Here is an 18,604-nt window from a genome sequence, read left to right as displayed (position 1 = left end):
AATTGGACGCCCATAAGCTGGACGAAACGCCTTTATCCGCCCTTCCCGATACGGCGGAAAACCCGGACGCGAAGGCGGCCAAGCGCTCTCGCGTCAGCGGCATCGACCGCGCCCTTCAGGTTATTGATTACCTCTACGAAACCGGATCCCCCGCCGGCGCTTACGCCATTGCCAAGGCGATCAAGGCCCCGCTGTCCACCGTCTATGTGATCATCGACGATCTCATCGAAAAGAACATGCTGGCGCGCAATGCCGACGGCAACATCTGGCTCGGCGCGCGGCTTTACCACTACGGTCTTGCCTATGCCCGCTCGCTCGATTTCATGGGTGTCGCCACCCACGAAATGCACGATCTCTGCCGCCATGCGGGCGAGACGGTGCAGCTTTGCGGCCGCGATGGCGACCATATGTTGGTATTGGCCATGGCGGACGGACCGAGCCATTTTCAGGTCGCGTCCCGTGTCGGCACCCGCGTTCCCTTGAACTGGACGGCGTCCGGACGTCTGCTCGTCGGGCATCTGCCGGAAGCCGAACGTCTCGAACTTTTCCGTCGCTGCGCCCGTTCCTCGCCGACCGGACGCGCCGAAATCAACCCGGAAACGCTGTCCCAGTCTGCGGCGGCGGCGTTCCGTGACAGGCTGTCTATCCAGGTCGCCGAGTCCGATTACGCCGTGGCATGCATCGCTTCGCCGATTTGCGACAACAGGGGCGAATGCGTTGCGACGATTTCCATCGTGCTGCCCGAGCAGAAGGTGCTGGCGGACGAGAACCACTACACCGAGCAGGTCAGGGTCTCGGCGGAACGGATCGAAAAGCTGATGGGCTGGCGCAACCATTGAACGGCCTCACCCCTTGAGCGCGACGATGGCTTCGATTTCGACGGTTATATTGCCCGGCAGTGAGCCGAAGCCCACGGCGGAGCGGGCATGTTGTCCCGCATCGCCGAACACATCGATGAAGAGATCGGAACAGCCGTTGATGACGCTCGGGTGATCGCGGAAATCGCTGACGGCATTGACCATGCCCAGCAGCTTCACCACCTTCTTCACCCGCGACAGGTCGCCCAGCGCCTCGTGCATGACGGCAAGCAGGTTGATGCCGGTGAGACGCGCATGGTTATAGGCCTCTTCCAGCCCGATTTCCGCGCCCACCTTGCCGGCATAGAGGTGGCCATTTTCTTCCCGCGGCCCCTGGCCCGAAAGATAAAGCATGTTGCCTTCCACCACATGCGTGACGAAATTGGCAATCGGCGGCGGCGGCGGCGGCAGGGAGATGCCGAGCGCGGCGAGCCGGTCATAGGGCGAGACGTGCCCTTCTGCGTCGAGCGAAGACTGTTTCACGCGAATTCCTCATAATGCCGGGAGCGGTTTCCCGTAATGGCTGCGAACGGCGGAGGAAGGACCTCCGCCCTATCAGTCGGGGTCAGCGCCAGGAATAACCATGGCTGTGGCGCACCAGCTTGCGCGCCCTTGGAATGTAACGGCTGGCCGCGATGGCTTCCGCGCCGATAACCGCGTAACGCGGCTCGAACAGGCGCTTCAGGCGCGACACGTCGCCGTTGGAATCGGTCGCTTCCAGATCGGCATCGACAAGATCAAAAACAGTGAAATCTGCGCGCTGACCGACCTCGAGACGGTTTTCCATATCGAGGCGGATGATGGAGGCGGGGTTACGGGTCACGGCTTCAACCACGTTTTCGAAGGGCATGTTGACGGAGAGCAGCTTCGACATGGTGGTTGCCAGATCCCAGACCGGGAAATTCATCGAATGGCCATGCAAATCCGTAGAGATGGAGAACGGAAGCAACCCGCGTTCAATCGCGGCTTCCGCAACCTTGAAGGAAAAGGATGCGCCGCCATGGCCGATATCCAGTCGGATGCCTTCACCGGCGCAGCGTTCGGCAAGGTTGAACAGGTCCTCGTCTTCCATGATGCTGGAGCCCGACTTGCCGTTGAAGCAATGGGTCACGACATCGCCGGGGCCAAGAATTTCCAGCACCTCGTCATAAAGTGCGGGCGGTTCGCCCACATGCACCATCATCGGCACTTTCAGGATCTTGGCGATCTTCTTGCCGAGCTTGACCGGCGTCACACCCCAGGAGCCGGTGATGACATGGCTCGCCCGCACCTTCAGGCCGACTATATGCTCGCTGTTTTCCGCGTAACATTCGAGGATACGGTCGAGATCGATATCCTTGATGTCGCGCAGTTCAGGCACCCGGTTGCAGGCAACGAGGCCGATGGAGCCGAGGTTGAGGAAGGCCTTGATGCGCTCCCTTGAGGGTTCGATGATATATTCCCTGAAACCGTGGAAATTCGCCTCGCCCGCCGAACCGGCATCCACCAGTGTGGTTACGCCGCGCTCGGCCCCGCATTCGGAGGGGCGGATGGAGATGTCGGTGCCGCCGTGCCAGATATGCACGTGCAGATCGACCCAGCCGGGCGAAATGAAGGCACCCTTGGCGTCGATACGCTGCGCATCCGCAGGCACCTGCAGGGCAGAGCCTACCGCGGCAATCTTGCCGTCGCCGCCGATCAGAATATCGGTTGAAGCCTCAGACGCACCTTTTCCGAAACCGACAGGTTTGACATTGGTGAGAAGAATGGGAGCTTGAAGAGGCGTTTTTGCCTGTTCACCTGATGTCATATTACAAATCCCTTCGCAGTCTTGGGTCGAGCATGTCCCGCAGTCCATCGCCAACCATTTGCAGCGACAGCACGGAAAGAATGATGGCAAAGCCGGGAAAATAGGTCATCCAGTCGGCCTGTCCGATATATTGGCGGCCGGCGGAAATCATGGTCCCCCACGTTGGAATTTCGGGGCTGACACCAAGTCCCAGAAACGACAGGCCGGCCTCCGCCAGCATGGCGCTGGCAAAAAGAAAGGTGCATTGCACGAGGATCGGCGAGACCAGATTGCGCAGGACATGCCGCGTCATGATGTGGAAAGTGGAAATGCCGAGCGCCTTTGCCGCCTCCACATAGGGCAACTCACGAATTACCAGCGTCGAGGCGCGCACGATGCGGGCAAGGCGCGGCGAATAAACGACGGCGAGCGCGATGATGACAGTCGTCAGCGACGGGCCGAGAGCCGCCACCAGCGCAATCGCCAGCAGAATATCAGGAAACGCCATCATCGCATCGATCAGCCGCGCGATCGGCGTATCCAGTTTCTGGAAGAAACCGGCAAGCAGGCCGAGCGTGATGCCGATCAGCGCCGAAAGCGCCACCACGGCGGCCCCGACCAGAAGCGACAGTCTTCCGGCGTATATGGTACGGGAAAAGACGTCGCGACCAAACTCATCGGTGCCGAACCAATAGAGTTCGCTCGGCGGCTTCAGGCGGTTCACGATCGACAGTTTTGAGGGCGAGTACGGCGCTATCATCGGCGCGAAAACCGCAAGCAGCACGAAGACAAGGAGCACGAGCAGGCCGGCGGCGACTGTCTTGCGCTTCAGGAGACGCCGAATGAACAGGACGGTCGGGTTGCGTGCCGGGGGAACGGTGGAAACGATATCGGCCATCAGTAGCGAACCCTTGGATCGACCAGCAGGTAGAGCATGTCGATTGCAAAATTGATGAGCACGTAGAGCCCGGCGATAACGAGAAGCGCGCCCTGAATGACCGGATAATCACGCCGGAGCACCGCCGAGACGACGAGATTTCCGACCCCCGGCAAACCAAAGACGGTCTCCGTTACCACCGCACCCGAAATCAGCACGGCGGCGGTGAGGCCAAGCACGGTGAGAATGGGTATAAGCGCATTCTTCAGCGCATGTTTCATCACCACCCGACGCTCCTTGACGCCCTTGGCGCGTGCAGTGCGGACATAGTCGTCACCGAGGACATCCAGCATAGAGGCGCGGGTGAAGCGCAGAATGAGGGCGGAGGACACGAGGCCAAGCGCGATAGCCGGCAACGTCAGATGATACATGCGCTCGACGAAACTCGACCCCGGCCCGCCATAACCCGATACCGGGAACATATCGAGCCTGACGGCGAAGACCTGCATGAGGATGAGGCCGAGCCAGAAGCTCGGAATGCTCGCCGCCAGCATCGCGACCGTCGTTGCGGCCTGGTCCACGAACGAGCCGCGCCGGTAAGCGGCATAGATGCCGATCGGGAGAGCGATGACGCTGGCGATCAGCAGTGAAAAGATTGTCAGGAAAAAGGTCGGTTCGGCCCGATCCAGCAGGGCTGATCCGACAGGCATATTGAGAAAGATCGACTGGCCGAGATCGCCCTTCAGCAATTGGCCGATATAGTAGACATATTGCACCCCAAGCGACTGATCGAGGCCGAGGCGGGTGCGCAGTTCCGCAATGTCCTGTGCCGAGGCATCCGGCCCCAGCATCACGGCGGCCGGGTCTCCGGGCGTGACGCGCAGGATGACGAAAACGATGGTAACGACGAGGAACATCACCACGATCATTCCCGCAAGTCTCTGGAAGATATACCGTATCACGAATAAGGGCTCCCGATCGCAAAAGTGGCGGACCACTTATGCGCGATAGTTGAAGCGAAGCTGCTGAAGGGTGCCGGCAGCCGGCACCCGATTGCCGTCCTGGCTTTATTTTGTGACCGAGGCATTCCAGAAATACGGCCACGGAGCGGGATCGACGCCTTCCAGCTTGTTGGACTTCGCCGCCACGGCATTGAAGTCACCGATCTTGAGAAGCGGCAGCTCGGCATAGATCGTCTTCTGCACATCGGCCCAGAGAGCGATGCGTTTATCCGGATCGACTTCGGCAGTGAAGGCATCAACTGCAGCCTTGCGTGCCGGCGTATCCCACCAGCCCGGCGAGCTCGTGGAAAGCGCGCCCATCAGCGCCGGTTCCGGCAGGAACGGGCTGTGGCTGATATAAATATCCCAGAGCTTCGGGTCAGCGCGGCGCTGTGTCAGCGTCGCCCAGTCCACCACCTGCATATCCACCTTGAAACCGGCCAGTTTCAGATATTCTGCAGCAACCTGCGCCATCTTGTAATGGAACTCATACTGGCGGCTGGTAAGGATGCGCAGCGGCTCACCATTGTAACCGGCCGCCTTCAGCTTTTCGGCGGCGGCTTCCGGATTGCCGACATTATAGTTGCCCTCGACACCTACTTCTGAATGCCAAGAGAAGTTGTCGGGATAATAAGCGCCGTCGAGCGCGTAGAAATCCGTGCTGCCGAAAGCCGCCGCGAGCATGTCTTCCATGTTTAGCGCTTCCGTCACCGCCTTGCGAACCTCAAGCTTTGAGGACAGTCCCTCCTTGGTGTTGAAGACGAAGACCGGATAGCCGAAGGGCTTCAGCATCAACGGCTGCGAGGCGGAGGACGACTTCACCTTCTCGAAGGATTCCACAGGAATGGAATCGACATAGTCGTATTGGCCCGAAACGGCGGCTTCGACGCGGGTGTTCGGATCAGGCACCGGAACGAAGCGGATTTCATCGAGATATTGATGGCGCGCACCGCCGTAACCGTCGCTTTCGCCGCCGCGGGACTTGTAGCCATCGAAGCGCACGAGCTGGATATACTGGTCGGCCTTGCGTTCCTTCAGCATATAGGGACCGGTGCCGATGAATTCGGCCATCGGCTCCGCCTGCTTTTCGGCCGGCAGGATGATCGCCGCGGAATTGTTGAACGCGAGCAGCGAGGTGAGCGGGGCATAGGGCTGCTCGAGGGTGATCGCCACCGTACCGGCGTCGGGTGCGGAGATATTCTCGATAAAGCCGGCGGCCTGCTTGCCGCGCGAGGCGATCTTCATCCAGCGTCCGAGCGAGGCGACGACATCTTCAGACGTCATGTCGCTGCCGTCGTGGAACTTGATGCCCTGCCTGAGCTTGATCGTGTAGGTTTTGCCATCTGCGCTGATCTCGGGCAGGCTTTCCGCCAGCAGCGGCGTCACCTTCCAGCCCTTGTCGAAAGTATAGAGCGTTTCGAAAATATGCTGTGTGACGATGCCGACGAGATCGGCGGTAGACGCCATGGGGTCCAATGTCGGCGGCTCGCCGATGGTGGCGACATTGATCACGCCGCCCTTTTCCTGGGCCATCATCACACCCGGTGCAAGCAACAACGCGGCGGTGGCGAGAAATGCAATTTTACGTCTCATGGTCAAGCTCCCAGCTCTTCTGTGTTCCATTATTATGTTATATGCATCTTTATAACAGAATATCTTGCTGCGACGCCTTGTCAATAACCTTGAAGGGAGGAGGAATGATTACCAGACCGACGGGGAAGCATTTTGGTACGCACCGCCCGCCCGGCGCGCTTTCGGCAGCCACAGCCAGACGCCGGGTCGGCGCAGATGTCAGGAAATTTGGAAGCGGGATATTTCGCATCTGCGAACAAGATGCTATTCAAGAGACGGCGCAGGACAGGATTCCGACAGACATAACCCTGCGTCCATATTATTTTCGCATTGTTTCGTCTTCGCAGCCGCGCTTTTGCGGGTGAAGACAAGATTGATATTCGATACTGCCGGCTTATTTCCAGGTCGGATTACAAATTTTTATTACGTTGATATTATTGAGGAAACTATGAAGACGGCGATCGTCCATGACTGGCTCACCGATAGGGGTGGGGCTGAAAAGGTCCTTCACAACCTTCTCGAAATCTATCCTCAGGCAGATCTTTTCTGCCTCGTCGATTTCATGAGCGAGCGTGATCGCGGCTTTCTCGGCGGCCGCCCGGTCAATACCTCCTTCATCCAGAACCTGCCCTTCGCCCGGAAGAAATATCGCTCTTACCTGCCGTTGATGCCGCTCGCCGTCGAGCAATTCGATTTGAGCGGTTATGATCTCGTCATTTCCTCAAGCTATGCAGTAGCCAAAGGCGTCATCACCGGGCCGGGCCAGTTTCACGTTTCCTATATCCACAGCCCCATCCGTTATGCGTGGGATCTTCAGCATCAGTACCTCAAGGAAACGCGGCTGACGCACGGCTTCGCCTCGTGGATCGCCCGCGCCATCCTACATTATATCCGCATGTGGGACATCCGCACCGCCAACGGTGTCGACCTGATGACCGTCAACTCCAAATTCATCCGCAACCGGGTGCGCAAGTGTTATGGGCGGGATTCCACGGTGATCTATCCCCCAGTGGATACCTCCCACCTCTCTCCCTCTGATCGCAAGGGCAATTATTTCGTCACGGCATCACGGCTGGTGCCCTACAAAAAAGTGCATCTGATCGTCGAAGCCTTCGCCAAAATGCCCGACCGGCGCCTCGTTGTCATCGGAGACGGCCCGGACATGAAGCGCATTCGCGATATCGCGACTCCCAATATCGAAATCCTGGGGTTTGTCGGCAATGAGGAGCTTCACAGATACATGGCGGAAGCCAAGGCATTCATCTTTGCGGCGGAAGACGACTTCGGCATCGTGCCCGTCGAATCCCAGGCTCTGGGCACACCAGTGATCGCTTATGGCAAGGGCGGCGTGCTGGAAACCGTCATACCGCTCGGCGGCTCCAACCAGCCCACGGGCCTTTATTTCCGCGAACAGACGCCTGAAGCGATCTGCCGCGCGGTGCAGGAGTTCGTCGACAATTCCGACCGCTTCGACAAGACCGCCTGCATCGACAATGCCGCCCGTTTCTCCCGCGAACGCTTCCTGAGGGAATTTGCCGACACCGTCAATTTCGCGCTCGCTGAACGGGCGTGATCGCCTGCAAAGTGAAACTCGACTATCAAAACTGATTACATGGTGTCGACAAAGGAAAAAACTGCATAAGCGTGACAAAACTGCACTAGCACAATGCAGCAATCACAGAGATGATAGTGGGCGGACGAATGTTGAATTGCAGCGAAAATAAAACAGTGCGTCTTGCATAACATAAGCAATACACAAGATTTAGCCCGAGATACCTTAATAAAATTGAATTACGCTCCAAAATTGCATATTACTTTCGCAGTTCAACACGTTTTTCGATCCTATCCTTTCTGAACAAATGCAAACCGGCTGAGACTTTCTTTACCGGGTTATTTACGAAGTGATCATTTTTAAAAACCTATACGTGTCCGTTTATGCTTTTCGCACGATATTCATTTTGAGGACCAAATGCGTTTATTGAATGTTTCGATTCTGCTCGCCTCTGCGGCTCTGGCAGGCTGCACTGTCACAGCGGCATCTGGCCCCGACGCAGCCACAATCGAATCCAACGCCTCCGTAAAATTCGGATCAAAGGACAAGAAAAAAACCGCAGGCGTGGATTATGCGCTTATCGACATCAACAGCTCCGTCCTTAACTATGTCGGTGATACCACCACGACCACCTTGCTCGGCAGCTTCGGTGGTGGCAAGGGCGGCGTCCCGGCATTGCCGATGGGTGTCGGCGACGTAGTCCAGGTTGCCATTTTCGAAAGCCAGGCCGGCGGCCTGTTCATTCCAAACGATGCAGGCAGCCGCCCGGGTAACTTCATCAGCCTGCCCAACCAGACGGTCGACCGGGAAGGCAATATCAGCGTTCCCTATGCAGGCAAGATCCGCGCAACCGGCCGCAATGTCGAGGATGTGCAGAGTGAAATCGAGGAGCGCCTGGCAAATCGCGCCATCGAGCCGCAGGTTCTGATCACCAAGATTTCCAGCCGCTCCGCACAGGCCTCGGTTCTGGGCGACGTCAAAGAGCCGACAAAGGTGCAGCTGTCGGAAGCGGGTGATCGCGTTCTTGACGTCATCTCTTACGCGAAAGGCCTGAGTGCTCCCAACATAGAGTCCTATGTCACGCTCATTCGGCGCGGGAAGACGGCCCGCGTCAACTATAATCACCTTGTCAGCACGCCTTCGGAAAACATCTATGTGGTGCCGGGCGACACCATCATGGTGGAGCGGGAGCGCCGTACTTATCTAGCCTTCGGCGCTTCCGGCCTCAACGGCCGTTTCGAGTTCGAGGACGCCGATCTCAAGCTCTCGGACGCCCTTGGCAAGGCGGGCGGATTGCTCGACTCCCGTGCAGATCCCGCCCAAGTCTATGTCTACCGCATCGTCAAGCGCGATCTCCTCGTGAAGCTCGGCATCAACACGTCGAAATTCGCTGGCCAGGACGTTCCGGTCATTTTCCGTGCCAATCTGCGCGATCCCTCGACCTTCTTTGCCAGCACGAAATTCCCGATGCAGGATCGCGACATTATCTATGTCACGAACTCGCAGGCTACCGAACTCTACAAGTTCCTGGATCTCGTCGGCTCCGTGCCCGCCACCACAGGCAATGTTGCTGAAGATGTGCTGGCGACCCGCAACGCCATCCGGGCTTTCTGACCTCCGGCGTATCGCATCGCGCAAAAGGCCGCCCCGGAAACGAGGCGGCCTTTTCCTGTGCAAACCGGCGCGAAGAATACGCGCAATGGCGGGGTTGCATGCGAGCGCGATCCGCTTCAGCCCCTGTACGGCAGGGCAAACGGCCCTCGCACACGGTTACTGCCATTACAAAAGTTTAAGGTGATTTCGCAGCGTATTGGGTGTCTTGTGGAGGAAAGCTGCTCCCAAGGCTTGCCGCACATGTCGGGAAACATGTATCGCCTTCATTACGCGGAACCGTCAGATGAAACGTTTCTGGACCGCCCTCAGCGTTCTTGCCATCGCAGCCGCCGGCGCGTGGTATTTCAAGGACCGCCTGCCGCTTGATCAAATTCCCTATCTGAAACAATTTGCCAGCACTCCACCGCAGGCGGAGACCGCAACCGCAGAAACGACTGCAAGTGCAAAACCGCAATCCTCCCGCAATGGCCAGCCAGGCGCACAACAGGGGCAACGGCAGGGGGGCGGGCGGCGCAATGGCGGACCACCGACCGTCAGCACCATTTCGGTCAGTAAGGCGACGCTGCCAATGGACGCGGCGGCAACAGGGTGGGCGGTAGCAGCCGACATCACCAATATCGCACCGCTCCAGGCCGGCCTCGTCACCGAAATCGAGGCAAAGGACGGCCAGCACATCAAGGCGGGGGATCTGATCCTCAAGATGGACGATCGCATCGCCCGTGCGGCGGTCGACAAGGACAAGGCGAATATCGCCGCCGACCAGGCGACACTTGAACAGACTGAAGCCGCTTTTCAGCGTGCCGCCAACCTCGTCAAGCAAAGCGCCGAGTCACAGCAGGTGCTGGATCAGGCCAGAGCGGCGCGGGACAGCGCCAGCGCCAAGATCGATGCCGACCGCGCAACGCTTGCGTCCGATCAGGTGGCGTTGGAACATATGGAAATCCGTGCTCCCTTCGATGGGAGACTGGGTCATATCAGCGTCAGCCCGGGGGCTTACCTTAGTGCCGGCGTGAATATCGTGACGATCACGAAATACGACCCCATCTCGGTCAGTTTCCGGCTCTCTCAACGCTATCTGCCGCAATTGCGCGAAGGCGTAGCGAAAGACACGGCAGTTGATGTCGACTCTGCGGCGACCGGCGGCGAGGCGATGCGCGGCGTACTGCGTTTTTACGACAACACTGTGGACCAGACCTCCGGCACAGTGCTGGCAAAGGCGGAGTTCAAGAACGACCGCGGCCTTTTGTGGCCCGGTCAGTCCGTCAACGTCACCGCGCATTTTGTTTCCGAAGACGAAATGGTCGTCGTACCGACGGTCGCTGTGCGGCCCGGACCGAGAGGCAATTTTGTCTACACGGTCGACGGCGATCATCATGCTCATATGACGCCAGTTGAGGTCGCGCGTTCGAACGGCGACCTCACCGCCATTGCGAACGGCCTTAATGGCGGAGAGCATCTCATCGTCGAGGGCCAGTCGGAACTCGCCGACGGCCAGCTCGTGATCGAGCAATTTTCCGACAAGGGCGGGGCGGCAGGCAATCTGGCCGCCAATATTCCGCAGGAAAAGGCTGGCCGCCAATGATCCCGAATTTTTGCATCAACAGGCCCGTCGCCACCACGCTTCTCGCCATCGGCCTCGTTCTGGCAGGCCTTGCCGGTTTCCGTTTACTCCCGGTCGCGGCCTTGCCGAAGGTGGATTTTCCGACGATCAACGTGTCGTCATCACTCTCCGGCGCCTCCCCGCAAACCATGGCCACCTCGGTCACCACGCCACTGGTCAAGCAGTTCGAGACAATTCCCGGCGTCAGCGAGATCAGCGCCACCAATACGCTTGGCAACAGCTCGATCGTGCTTCAGTTCGATCTCAACCGCGATATCGACGCGGCCGCTGCCGACGTGCAGGCCGCAATTTCCCGCGCGCAACGGCAGTTGCCAAGCAATATGACGACGACGCCCAGCTATCGCAAAACGAACCCGGCCGATGCCCCGGTACTCTTGCTTGCGGTCAACAGCAAGGAAATGCCCACCAGCAAGGTCGATGAAATCGCCGAGAACATTATCTCCCCGCTCCTTTCCACCATTTCCGGCGTGGCGCAGGTAAGTATCTACGGTGCGCAGACCTATGCCGTGCGCATTGGGCTGGATCCGGCGCAGCTTCAGGCAAGAGGCCTCGGCGTCGATACGGTCACCACCGCCATTGCCCAGGCGAACAATCAGGTTCCCGTCGGCGCACTGCAGAACGATAATCAGCGCTTGACGATCGAAGCCGATACCCAGCGCACGAACGCAGCCGCCTTCCGTTCGCTGGTCGTATCGACGAACAACGGCGCACCCATTCACCTCGGTGATATCGCCAACGTCACCGACAGCATTGACAACACCAATGCGGGCAGCTGGTTCGACGGCGAACAGGCCATCGTTCTCGCCGTTCAGCGGCAACCGGATGCCAACACCGTCGATGTCGTGGACGCCATCAAGGCCAAGCTGCCGGCGCTTCACCAGCAATTGCCGCCTTCCGTCAACATCAACGTGATGAACGACGCCTCGACCGCGATCAAGGACGCGATTTCCGACGTTCAGTTTACCCTGTTCCTGACCATCGGGCTGGTGGTGGCAGTGATCTACCTCTTCACCGGGCATCTGACGGCAACCGTCATTCCGGGTCTTGCCGTGCCGTTGTCGCTGATCACGGCGTTCGGCGCGATGTATGTGCTGGGTTACAGCATCGACAATATCTCCCTGCTTGGGCTCACCCTGTCAGTAGGTCTTGTGGTGGACGATGCCATCGTCATGCTGGAAAACATATTGCGCCTGCACGAAGAGGGGCTGCCGATGCGGGAAGCCGCGCTGCAGGGTGCAGCGGAAGTCAGCAGCACCATCCTCTCCATGTCGATTTCGCTTGTCGCCGTCTTCATCCCCATTCTGTTGATGGGCGGGGTGATCGGCAGGCTCTTTAATGAATTCGGCATGGTCGTCACGCTCGCCATCATGGCCTCGGCTCTGGTATCGCTGACGGTCACGCCAATGCTCGCCTCGCGCCTTTCCGGCCACTCCTCCCGGCCACCGGCGATCATCCGCTGGTTCGATGCCGGCTTCGAGCGGACGCTTCGCGCCTATGGAAACGCCGTGAGCTGGTGCCTTTCCCATCGCCGGATTGTTTTGGCGTCATTTCTCGCCTCGGTCGCGGCATCTCTTTATCTATTCGAAGTGCTGCCCTCCAGCTTCTTCCCCCAGGAAGACATCGGCCGTCTTTCGGTTTCCACGCAGGCGCGAGAGGATATTTCCTACACGGCGATGCGCGATCTCCAGGCGCAGGTTGCCGATCAGATCCGCAAGAATCCGGCCGTGGTACACGTTACATCCATCGTTGGCGGCAATTCGCGCAATCCGCTGAACAACGGCTCGATGTTTGTCGAACTCAAGCCCAAGGAGGAGCGTGCACCTCTGAGCCAGGTTCTGACGGAACTGGGCCAGGCCAGCTCGAAAGTCGCGGGCATCCGCACCTATATCAACCCGCAGCAGAGCCTGCGTTTCGGCGGGCGCAGCTCCGCCAGCCAATATCAGCTCGTGGTGCAGGGCTTGAACGCTGATATCACCAATGAATGGTCGAACAAGCTGATGGAGGCGATGCGCCGCGACCATACCTTCACGTCAGTCACCTCGGATGCCCAAAACGGCGCCATCGCCGCCACGATTTCGGTCGATTCGGAAAAAGCCGCTGCCTTCGGGATTACCAATGATCAGCTGCGCAAGACACTGGAAATGTCCTTCGGCGGTTACACCGCCGCACAGATCCAGTCGACCGGCGACAGCTACGATGTCATTGTCGAGTTCGACAGCTCGAAGCCGTGGAATGACGATTTCCTGAGCGACATCAATATTCTTTCGGCCAAAACGGGCGTACTGGTGCCGCTTTCCAACTTCGCTGCTCTCACCCGGACGCAAGCGCCTGTTACCATCAATCAGACGGGCCAGCTCGTCTCCACCACCATCTCCTTCAACCTTCCGGATGGTGTGGCACTCTCCGACGCCACAAGTCGGATCGACCAGCTCAAGACCACGATAGGCCTGCCGCAGGATGTCTTCACCAGCTATGGCGGCACGGCGGCAATCTTCCAGCAGAGCCAGGGGAACACCGGAATCCTCATTCTGGCGGCGGTGCTCACCATCTATGTCGTTCTCGGCGTTCTCTATGAGAGCTTCATCCACCCGCTGACCATTCTTTCCGGCCTGCCGGCAGCGGCCTTCGGCGCCCTTGTGGCGCTGAAGGTTATGGGCATGGATTTCTCCATCATCGCCCTGATCGGGCTATTGATGCTTATCGGCATCGTCAAGAAAAACGCGATCATGATGATCGACGTGGCGGTGGAACTGATGCGCGAAAAAGCGGAACCACCCACAACCGCCATTCACGAAGCCTGCGTGCGCCGGTTCCGCCCGATCATGATGACGACATTCTGCGCATTGCTTGGCGCTCTTCCCATCGCGCTCGGCTCGGGCGCCAGTTCAGAACTGCGCCAACCGCTCGGCATCGCGGTGGTCGGCGGTCTCATCGTCTCGCAATTGCTGACATTGTTCATCACGCCTGTCATCTTCGTGGAAATGGACCGCTTCGGCCGGTTTCTGTCAGGGCTATTTTCCCGCAAGAAAAATGTCGAACTCCATGCGCAAAAGCAGGAACAGGGCGCGAAACCTGAGCCGGATTCCGTAGCGGCCTAACGCACTTCCTCAAGGCGTTTCAACGCCTCCGGAAACCCTTTGCCCTGCAGCTGGAACGAGACAATGCGACCCTGCAGATCGGGTGCCTCTATCGTCAGTGTCTGTTCCGCCTTCAGCGCCGAGACCAGCTCGACAAAGGGCGAGAAGGAAACAACGCAGCCAACCGGTAAGCAAGTGCTGACCTGCACCTCCTGCAAGCGCATATTTCCCGATTTGACGGAAAAGAGCTTGGTCACGGCTAGACCGAAGGGCAGAACCATCGTGCCCGCAAGTTTCCCCGGTGCTTTTTCACCGGCGAGCCGGAACTCCACGGAAACGGCGAGTTTGCGGGTCTTTTCCTCCAATTGGACCTGAGCTATCGCGCATGTCCGCTTGATTTCCTGCGTCGCGCCAGACGCTCTATCTGGCTCATCGTTATTTTCGGGTCCAGCGCAGGCAAGCTGCCAGCTTCCGTGGGCCTCGTGGAAGGATACCGCGCCTTGCGACGTCTCCTGCGCAGCTGCGCTGTCGAGAGAACTTGCGACGAACAGCAGAGTGGCAGCCATGGCACTTGCGCAACGCGTCTTTTTACACTGCATCAAAAGCGAACCCCAAGTTCGGCGGCAGCGGACTGATCTAGCAGCCCAGCGCCGAAAACTGCACCATAACGGAATGTCAACGTAGCCGATGGCGTGAGATCGTAGCTTAGCCCCAGATTAAGTGTTGCTGCGTCTCGCGAACCTCTCGTGCTCACGACCGAAAACGCCTCGCCGCCTTCGTAGAAAAGGCTGCTGTTCATGTCAGTGTCGCCATAATTGTGACGCCAGGCGAGATCGAACATTGCGCGGCCAAGCATGCCTTCCAGCGCGACATCCCTCGTGATGCGCGCGCCGAGCGTCGTGTAAAGCTGATCGTAGCGTGCCGATGCTGAGGATACTGCGGCGATCCCGCCTTTTTCGCCAAAATCTCCGGTGCGGCTGTTTACGTAGGCGATGTTGGCATAGGGCTCGACATGGGTCAGATCAAAATCGAAACGCCAGGCTGCTTCGGCAAAGACCTGCGACGTCGAGCCGCCATAGCTGGCGGAGAGGTTTTCGCTCAGTGTCGAGAAAGAGACCGAGCGGCGCGTATCCATATCCTGAAAAGCATGGATCGCCCCAAACCGCAGAGACGCAGGCCCGATCATCGTGCCCGCATAAGCAGCCACAAAATAACTGTCGACCTCTGCTGAAGCAGCAAATGTCTTCTGCTCGATCCTCTCGTGACTGTAACCGCCCGCCACACCAGCGCGCCAACTTTTCCCGAGCTCACCATCAAGTCCGAACAGAATGCCGCCGCCCTTGCTATCAACCGATGAGCCATTGCCATCGCCATCAACACGTCCACGCGATCCCAAACCGCTGGTCCAGAAGCTCGGCGATCCTTCTTCCTCGAACAAGAGGCCCCCGTCGTCCTTCACAAAAGCGACGGGCATGATTGGCCGCGCATCGATGCTGTCGAAAGCGCGGCGCAGCCGTTCTAGAACGACGTCCCGGGTTTGGCTGCTGCGATTGATCAAGGTCATGGCAACAGACGGGTGGATTTCTCCGGCAAGCTGCGAAAATGCCAGTTGCGTTTCACCGCCCTGAAGGAAAATGGCGGACCGATACAGGGCTGCATTTTCTCCGAGGGCCTCAACGGCGTTGGCCGCGGCTCGCGCATTGGCCGTGGTCGCTTGCGCGGCAAGAAATCCGGGGGCCGACGATGCCGGGCTGAACGACAGATAAGCGGTGCCAGTGTCGTCGCTCTTTGCGATGGTAGCGGTCAGATAGGCAAAGCTCTCATCGATGCGGGAAAAAGCCCCGGTTATGCCACCCGTCGCAGTGAGTATCTGGTAGCGCGTATTCAGACTGAAAGCAGATCGGTTCGTCAGCGGCGTGACGACGAGGGTTACATCATTGGCGATTGTTACGGTACCGTTCACAGCAAGCCTGTCGGAATTCCCGGCGGTATCTATATCAACCGCATATTTGCCGCCCGCAGCGAATGTAGCGTCGCCTGTCGATGTCAACGTTCCAAGCAGATTACCCGGAGCCAGCGTCCCGCCCGGACCGATGGAAAGGCCGGCAACGGTACCCGTACCGCCGAGCGCCGCGCCGTCGACCACTGAAACCGCGCTCGCCAACGAGCCATTGACGCTCAGCTTTCCGCCTGAGACTGTCGTCGGACCCAGATAAGTGCTGACGGCCGAGAGTTCGAGGTTGCCTGCGCCAGTCTTTTCGAAACTGCCCGTGCCGTGAATCGCATTCGAAAGCCTGCCGGCGCCATCCACGACCAGCGCCGCGTCATTGGCGATCTCGCCGGAGCCAAAACTTCCAGCGATTCCCTTCAAGGTACCGCCAGATATCGTGGTGCCGCCGGAATAGCTGTTGTTTCCAGCAAGCGTCGTCACGCCATTTTCAGCAACAACGCTGCCCGCTCCCGAAATATCGGCTTTTACGAGGTACGCCGTCTGCGAGTGATTGAAAACGATCCAGCCAGCGCCGGCTCCAAAGCTGATCGCCTGAGCGTCAATGGTGCCGGCCGAACGGGCCGTTTGTCCGGAAGCTGCGCCGACATTCAGGACGCCAGCCGAACCAGCAGACGACGCAATGAGGATGGTAGGCGCCGCGAGCGCTGCGCCGCCGGTTACTTCAACGCTGCCGTTCCCCGCAGCGCCGATGACCAAGGTGTCGCCAACGGAGACGCGCGAGCCGATGCCGTTGACGAGGACGGCCCCATCAGACCCCGCCGAAGAACCCACGGAAAACAGATAGGCATTGAGCGACGCACCATTCGTCACAGTCAAACCGCCGGAACCGGATTGTCCGACCGTCATGCGGCCGGAAGCCCCAAGCCCGCTATCGACGTAAGCCGTTACATTCGAGCTGGCACCCATGATGGTCATCGTTCCCGATGAGCCCGAAAGATCTCCCAGGACCACCTCCCCTGCCCGGATATTTCCGCCGGCGCTGGCTGTAACCTCGGCCGAAGCCGTGTCCTGATAACCGGCGATCAAGGTACCGGTCATCGTCCAGCTGGAGCCACCGCCGGTAACAGTGACCGATGACGACGAACCGCCGAGCGCAGCGACGACACCGTTTCTACTCTCGACAGCCCCCCCTGCTTCAACCGACATCATGGCGTTGCCACCGCGACCGACGATGATGTCACCCTCGCTGCGCAACGTGCTGCCAACGCCGGAAATCCGGGCGGAGCCGGTACTGGCGGCACTGTTGCCGAGTACGACGGCTTGACTGCCGACGATGCCGCCACCCGTTACGGCCAACGATCCGGTGCCGGCATCGCCGATCGCAAGGCCGCCACTGCCGACAGTCCAGGCCGATCCCTCGCCATCGATAATGGCTGCCCCGGTCGCGCCGGCAACAGTGCCGAGCCGGGCGGCGGTGCTATTAACCTTGCCACCGGCGGTCACATTCAAGGTTCCGTTACCGGAAGCCCCGCCGGGGTCGGCGACATCGCCACCGATCTGAAGATCGCCCGCGACCCAGGTGGACCCGTCGCCGGTCACCGTCGCAACGGAGGTGGAATGGCGTCCGATGATGGCGCTGTCGCTGGTCGCTGATGCCGCCGCCTCGACAGTCAGGCGAGCACTGCCCTCATTTCCAACGATCAATTGACCGGTTTCCAGTGAAGAGCCGAGCCGGGTAAGAGTGACTTCGCTTCCCGATGCGGAATAAAGATTGGCAATGACGGTTGTCGTTCCGCTGAGGAGTTTTCCGCCGCCCGTCACCGTGAGTGTGCTGACACCGGCATTGCCGATGACGGTGTCGGCTGCAACCGTCCAGCGGCTGCCGGCGCCCGATATAAGCGTGGCACCTTCGGTTCCAGCCCCCTCGCCCAGAATGGCCCTTTGGCTGTCTACCGTGCTTCCGGCAAGAATTTTAAGCTCGCCGTTTCCGCCGCCGGAGGGCGCGGACCCGCCGCCGTATCCCACAAAGATCGTGCCTGCCGTAACGAGACTGGACGAATTGTCGAGTGTCAGGAAACCGTTCCCTGTTGCCCTTTCGCCGATGTAGACGGTCCCGGTCGAGACCGCGCTGCCATGTAACAGGGAGAGGGTACCGATGCCGTTACCGCCGACCGATAAGAGACCCTGGTTTTGCAGGGTCGCGCCCGAGAACGTGACGGTACCACCGATTCCCGCGGCGACGCCAAGGCTGAGCGAATTTGATAACAGGCTCCCATTGATAACCAAAGTACCGGACGAAACCTGCCCGACCTTGACGGAATTGGCCGTGGCAGATGTGCTGGCCACGACAACCGGGCCATCGCTGTTGATCAACACGTCATCGCCGGCATCGGGCACGTGGGCTGACGGCGCCCAGTTCGTCGAGGCAGACCAACTGCCGCCCCCAGCGCCGGTCCAGTTCAAGGTTTCCGCACAAGCACTCTGACCAAGGCTAACGGAAAGAAGAATCGACAAAAACCAGCCTGTGCCGAACACCGAAAGGCGCCCGGCAGCTTTCCTGCATGCAATACTTTCCGGAGAGGTTTCCCCATCCAAAAAGAGGCAGAAACAACCGGACATTCAAACTTCCCTAATGAGCGCCGCACTATATCCATGATTCGGCGAATCATTTCTTCACCGAACCAAGTGCATTAAGCCATTTTAGAAAGTCAGCG

12 protein-coding genes are annotated in these 18,604 nt (G+C 59.2%); 5 read left to right on the top strand and 7 right to left on the bottom strand.

Translation table 11 applies throughout. From position 1 onward, the window contains the following. Positions 1 to 2: 2 nt before the first annotated feature. Positions 3 to 839, top strand: a complete 837-nt coding sequence (locus ACZ47E_RS17200; RefSeq protein WP_004438758.1) for an IclR family transcriptional regulator — start codon at positions 3 to 5, stop codon at positions 837 to 839. 6 nt (positions 840 to 845) lie between these two features. Here ACZ47E_RS17200 and ACZ47E_RS17195 read toward each other — a convergent pair whose 3' ends face one another. The 5 genes from ACZ47E_RS17195 to ACZ47E_RS17175 all read right to left on the bottom strand — a co-directional run bounded on the left by ACZ47E_RS17195 (position 846) and on the right by ACZ47E_RS17175 (position 6,096). Next, the gene (locus ACZ47E_RS17195; RefSeq protein WP_004438756.1) at positions 846 to 1,340 is read right to left on the bottom strand and encodes a RidA family protein; all 495 of its coding nucleotides are present in this window, start codon (positions 1,338 to 1,340) and stop codon (positions 846 to 848) included. A gap of 82 nt (positions 1,341 to 1,422) precedes the next feature. Next, complete coding sequence (locus ACZ47E_RS17190; protein ID WP_004438755.1) at positions 1,423 to 2,646, bottom strand: amidohydrolase/deacetylase family metallohydrolase; 1,224 nt, start codon at positions 2,644 to 2,646, stop codon at positions 1,423 to 1,425. Position 2,647: 1 nt separating this feature from the next. Next, the gene (locus ACZ47E_RS17185) at positions 2,648 to 3,523 is read right to left on the bottom strand and encodes an ABC transporter permease (RefSeq protein WP_004438752.1); all 876 of its coding nucleotides are present in this window, start codon (positions 3,521 to 3,523) and stop codon (positions 2,648 to 2,650) included. Then, positions 3,523 to 4,464: an ABC transporter permease gene (locus ACZ47E_RS17180; RefSeq protein ID WP_006698531.1), complete on the bottom strand. Its 942-nt coding sequence runs from the start codon at positions 4,462 to 4,464 to the stop codon at positions 3,523 to 3,525. Before ACZ47E_RS17180 ends, ACZ47E_RS17185 begins: the two co-directional genes overlap by 1 nt. Positions 4,465 to 4,569: 105 nt before the next feature. Next, positions 4,570 to 6,096 (bottom strand): ABC transporter substrate-binding protein, encoded by a 1,527-nt coding sequence (locus ACZ47E_RS17175; protein WP_034498193.1) that lies wholly within the window; start codon positions 6,094 to 6,096, stop codon positions 4,570 to 4,572. A gap of 427 nt (positions 6,097 to 6,523) precedes the next feature. On the opposite strand from ACZ47E_RS17175, the gene ACZ47E_RS17170 reads away from it, so the two are divergent. The 4 genes from ACZ47E_RS17170 to ACZ47E_RS17155 all read left to right on the top strand — a co-directional run bounded on the left by ACZ47E_RS17170 (position 6,524) and on the right by ACZ47E_RS17155 (position 13,960). Continuing rightward, positions 6,524 to 7,648, top strand: a complete 1,125-nt coding sequence (locus tag ACZ47E_RS17170; protein WP_034498196.1) for a glycosyltransferase family 4 protein — start codon at positions 6,524 to 6,526, stop codon at positions 7,646 to 7,648. A 396-nt stretch (positions 7,649 to 8,044) separates the two neighbouring features. Then, positions 8,045 to 9,241 carry a polysaccharide biosynthesis/export family protein gene (locus tag ACZ47E_RS17165; protein ID WP_006698533.1) on the top strand — a complete coding sequence of 399 codons (1,197 nt, stop codon included), beginning with the start codon at positions 8,045 to 8,047 and terminating at the stop codon, positions 9,239 to 9,241. Positions 9,242 to 9,524: 283 nt separating this feature from the next. Next, a complete protein-coding gene (locus ACZ47E_RS17160) occupies positions 9,525 to 10,823 on the top strand; it encodes an efflux RND transporter periplasmic adaptor subunit (RefSeq protein ID WP_034498197.1) in 1,299 nt (432 codons plus the stop codon). Beyond that, the gene (locus tag ACZ47E_RS17155) at positions 10,820 to 13,960 is read left to right on the top strand and encodes an efflux RND transporter permease subunit (RefSeq protein WP_006698535.1); all 3,141 of its coding nucleotides are present in this window, start codon (positions 10,820 to 10,822) and stop codon (positions 13,958 to 13,960) included. Before ACZ47E_RS17160 ends, ACZ47E_RS17155 begins: the two co-directional genes overlap by 4 nt. Here ACZ47E_RS17155 and ACZ47E_RS17150 read toward each other — a convergent pair. Both ACZ47E_RS17150 and ACZ47E_RS17145 read right to left on the bottom strand, forming a co-directional pair. Next, positions 13,957 to 14,505 (bottom strand): invasion associated locus B family protein, encoded by a 549-nt coding sequence (locus tag ACZ47E_RS17150; RefSeq protein ID WP_006698536.1) that lies wholly within the window; start codon positions 14,503 to 14,505, stop codon positions 13,957 to 13,959. The genes ACZ47E_RS17155 and ACZ47E_RS17150 overlap by 4 nt on opposite strands. Positions 14,506 to 14,537: 32 nt before the next feature. Continuing rightward, positions 14,538 to 18,509, bottom strand: coding sequence for an autotransporter domain-containing protein (locus ACZ47E_RS17145; protein ID WP_112765388.1), 3,972 nt, complete (start codon positions 18,507 to 18,509; stop codon positions 14,538 to 14,540). Positions 18,510 to 18,604 lie beyond the last annotated feature (95 nt).

The sequence above is a fragment of the Agrobacterium sp. 5Ca39 genome, from assembly GCF_055382365.1.
This window is presented reverse-complemented; position numbering and strand designations above follow the sequence as displayed.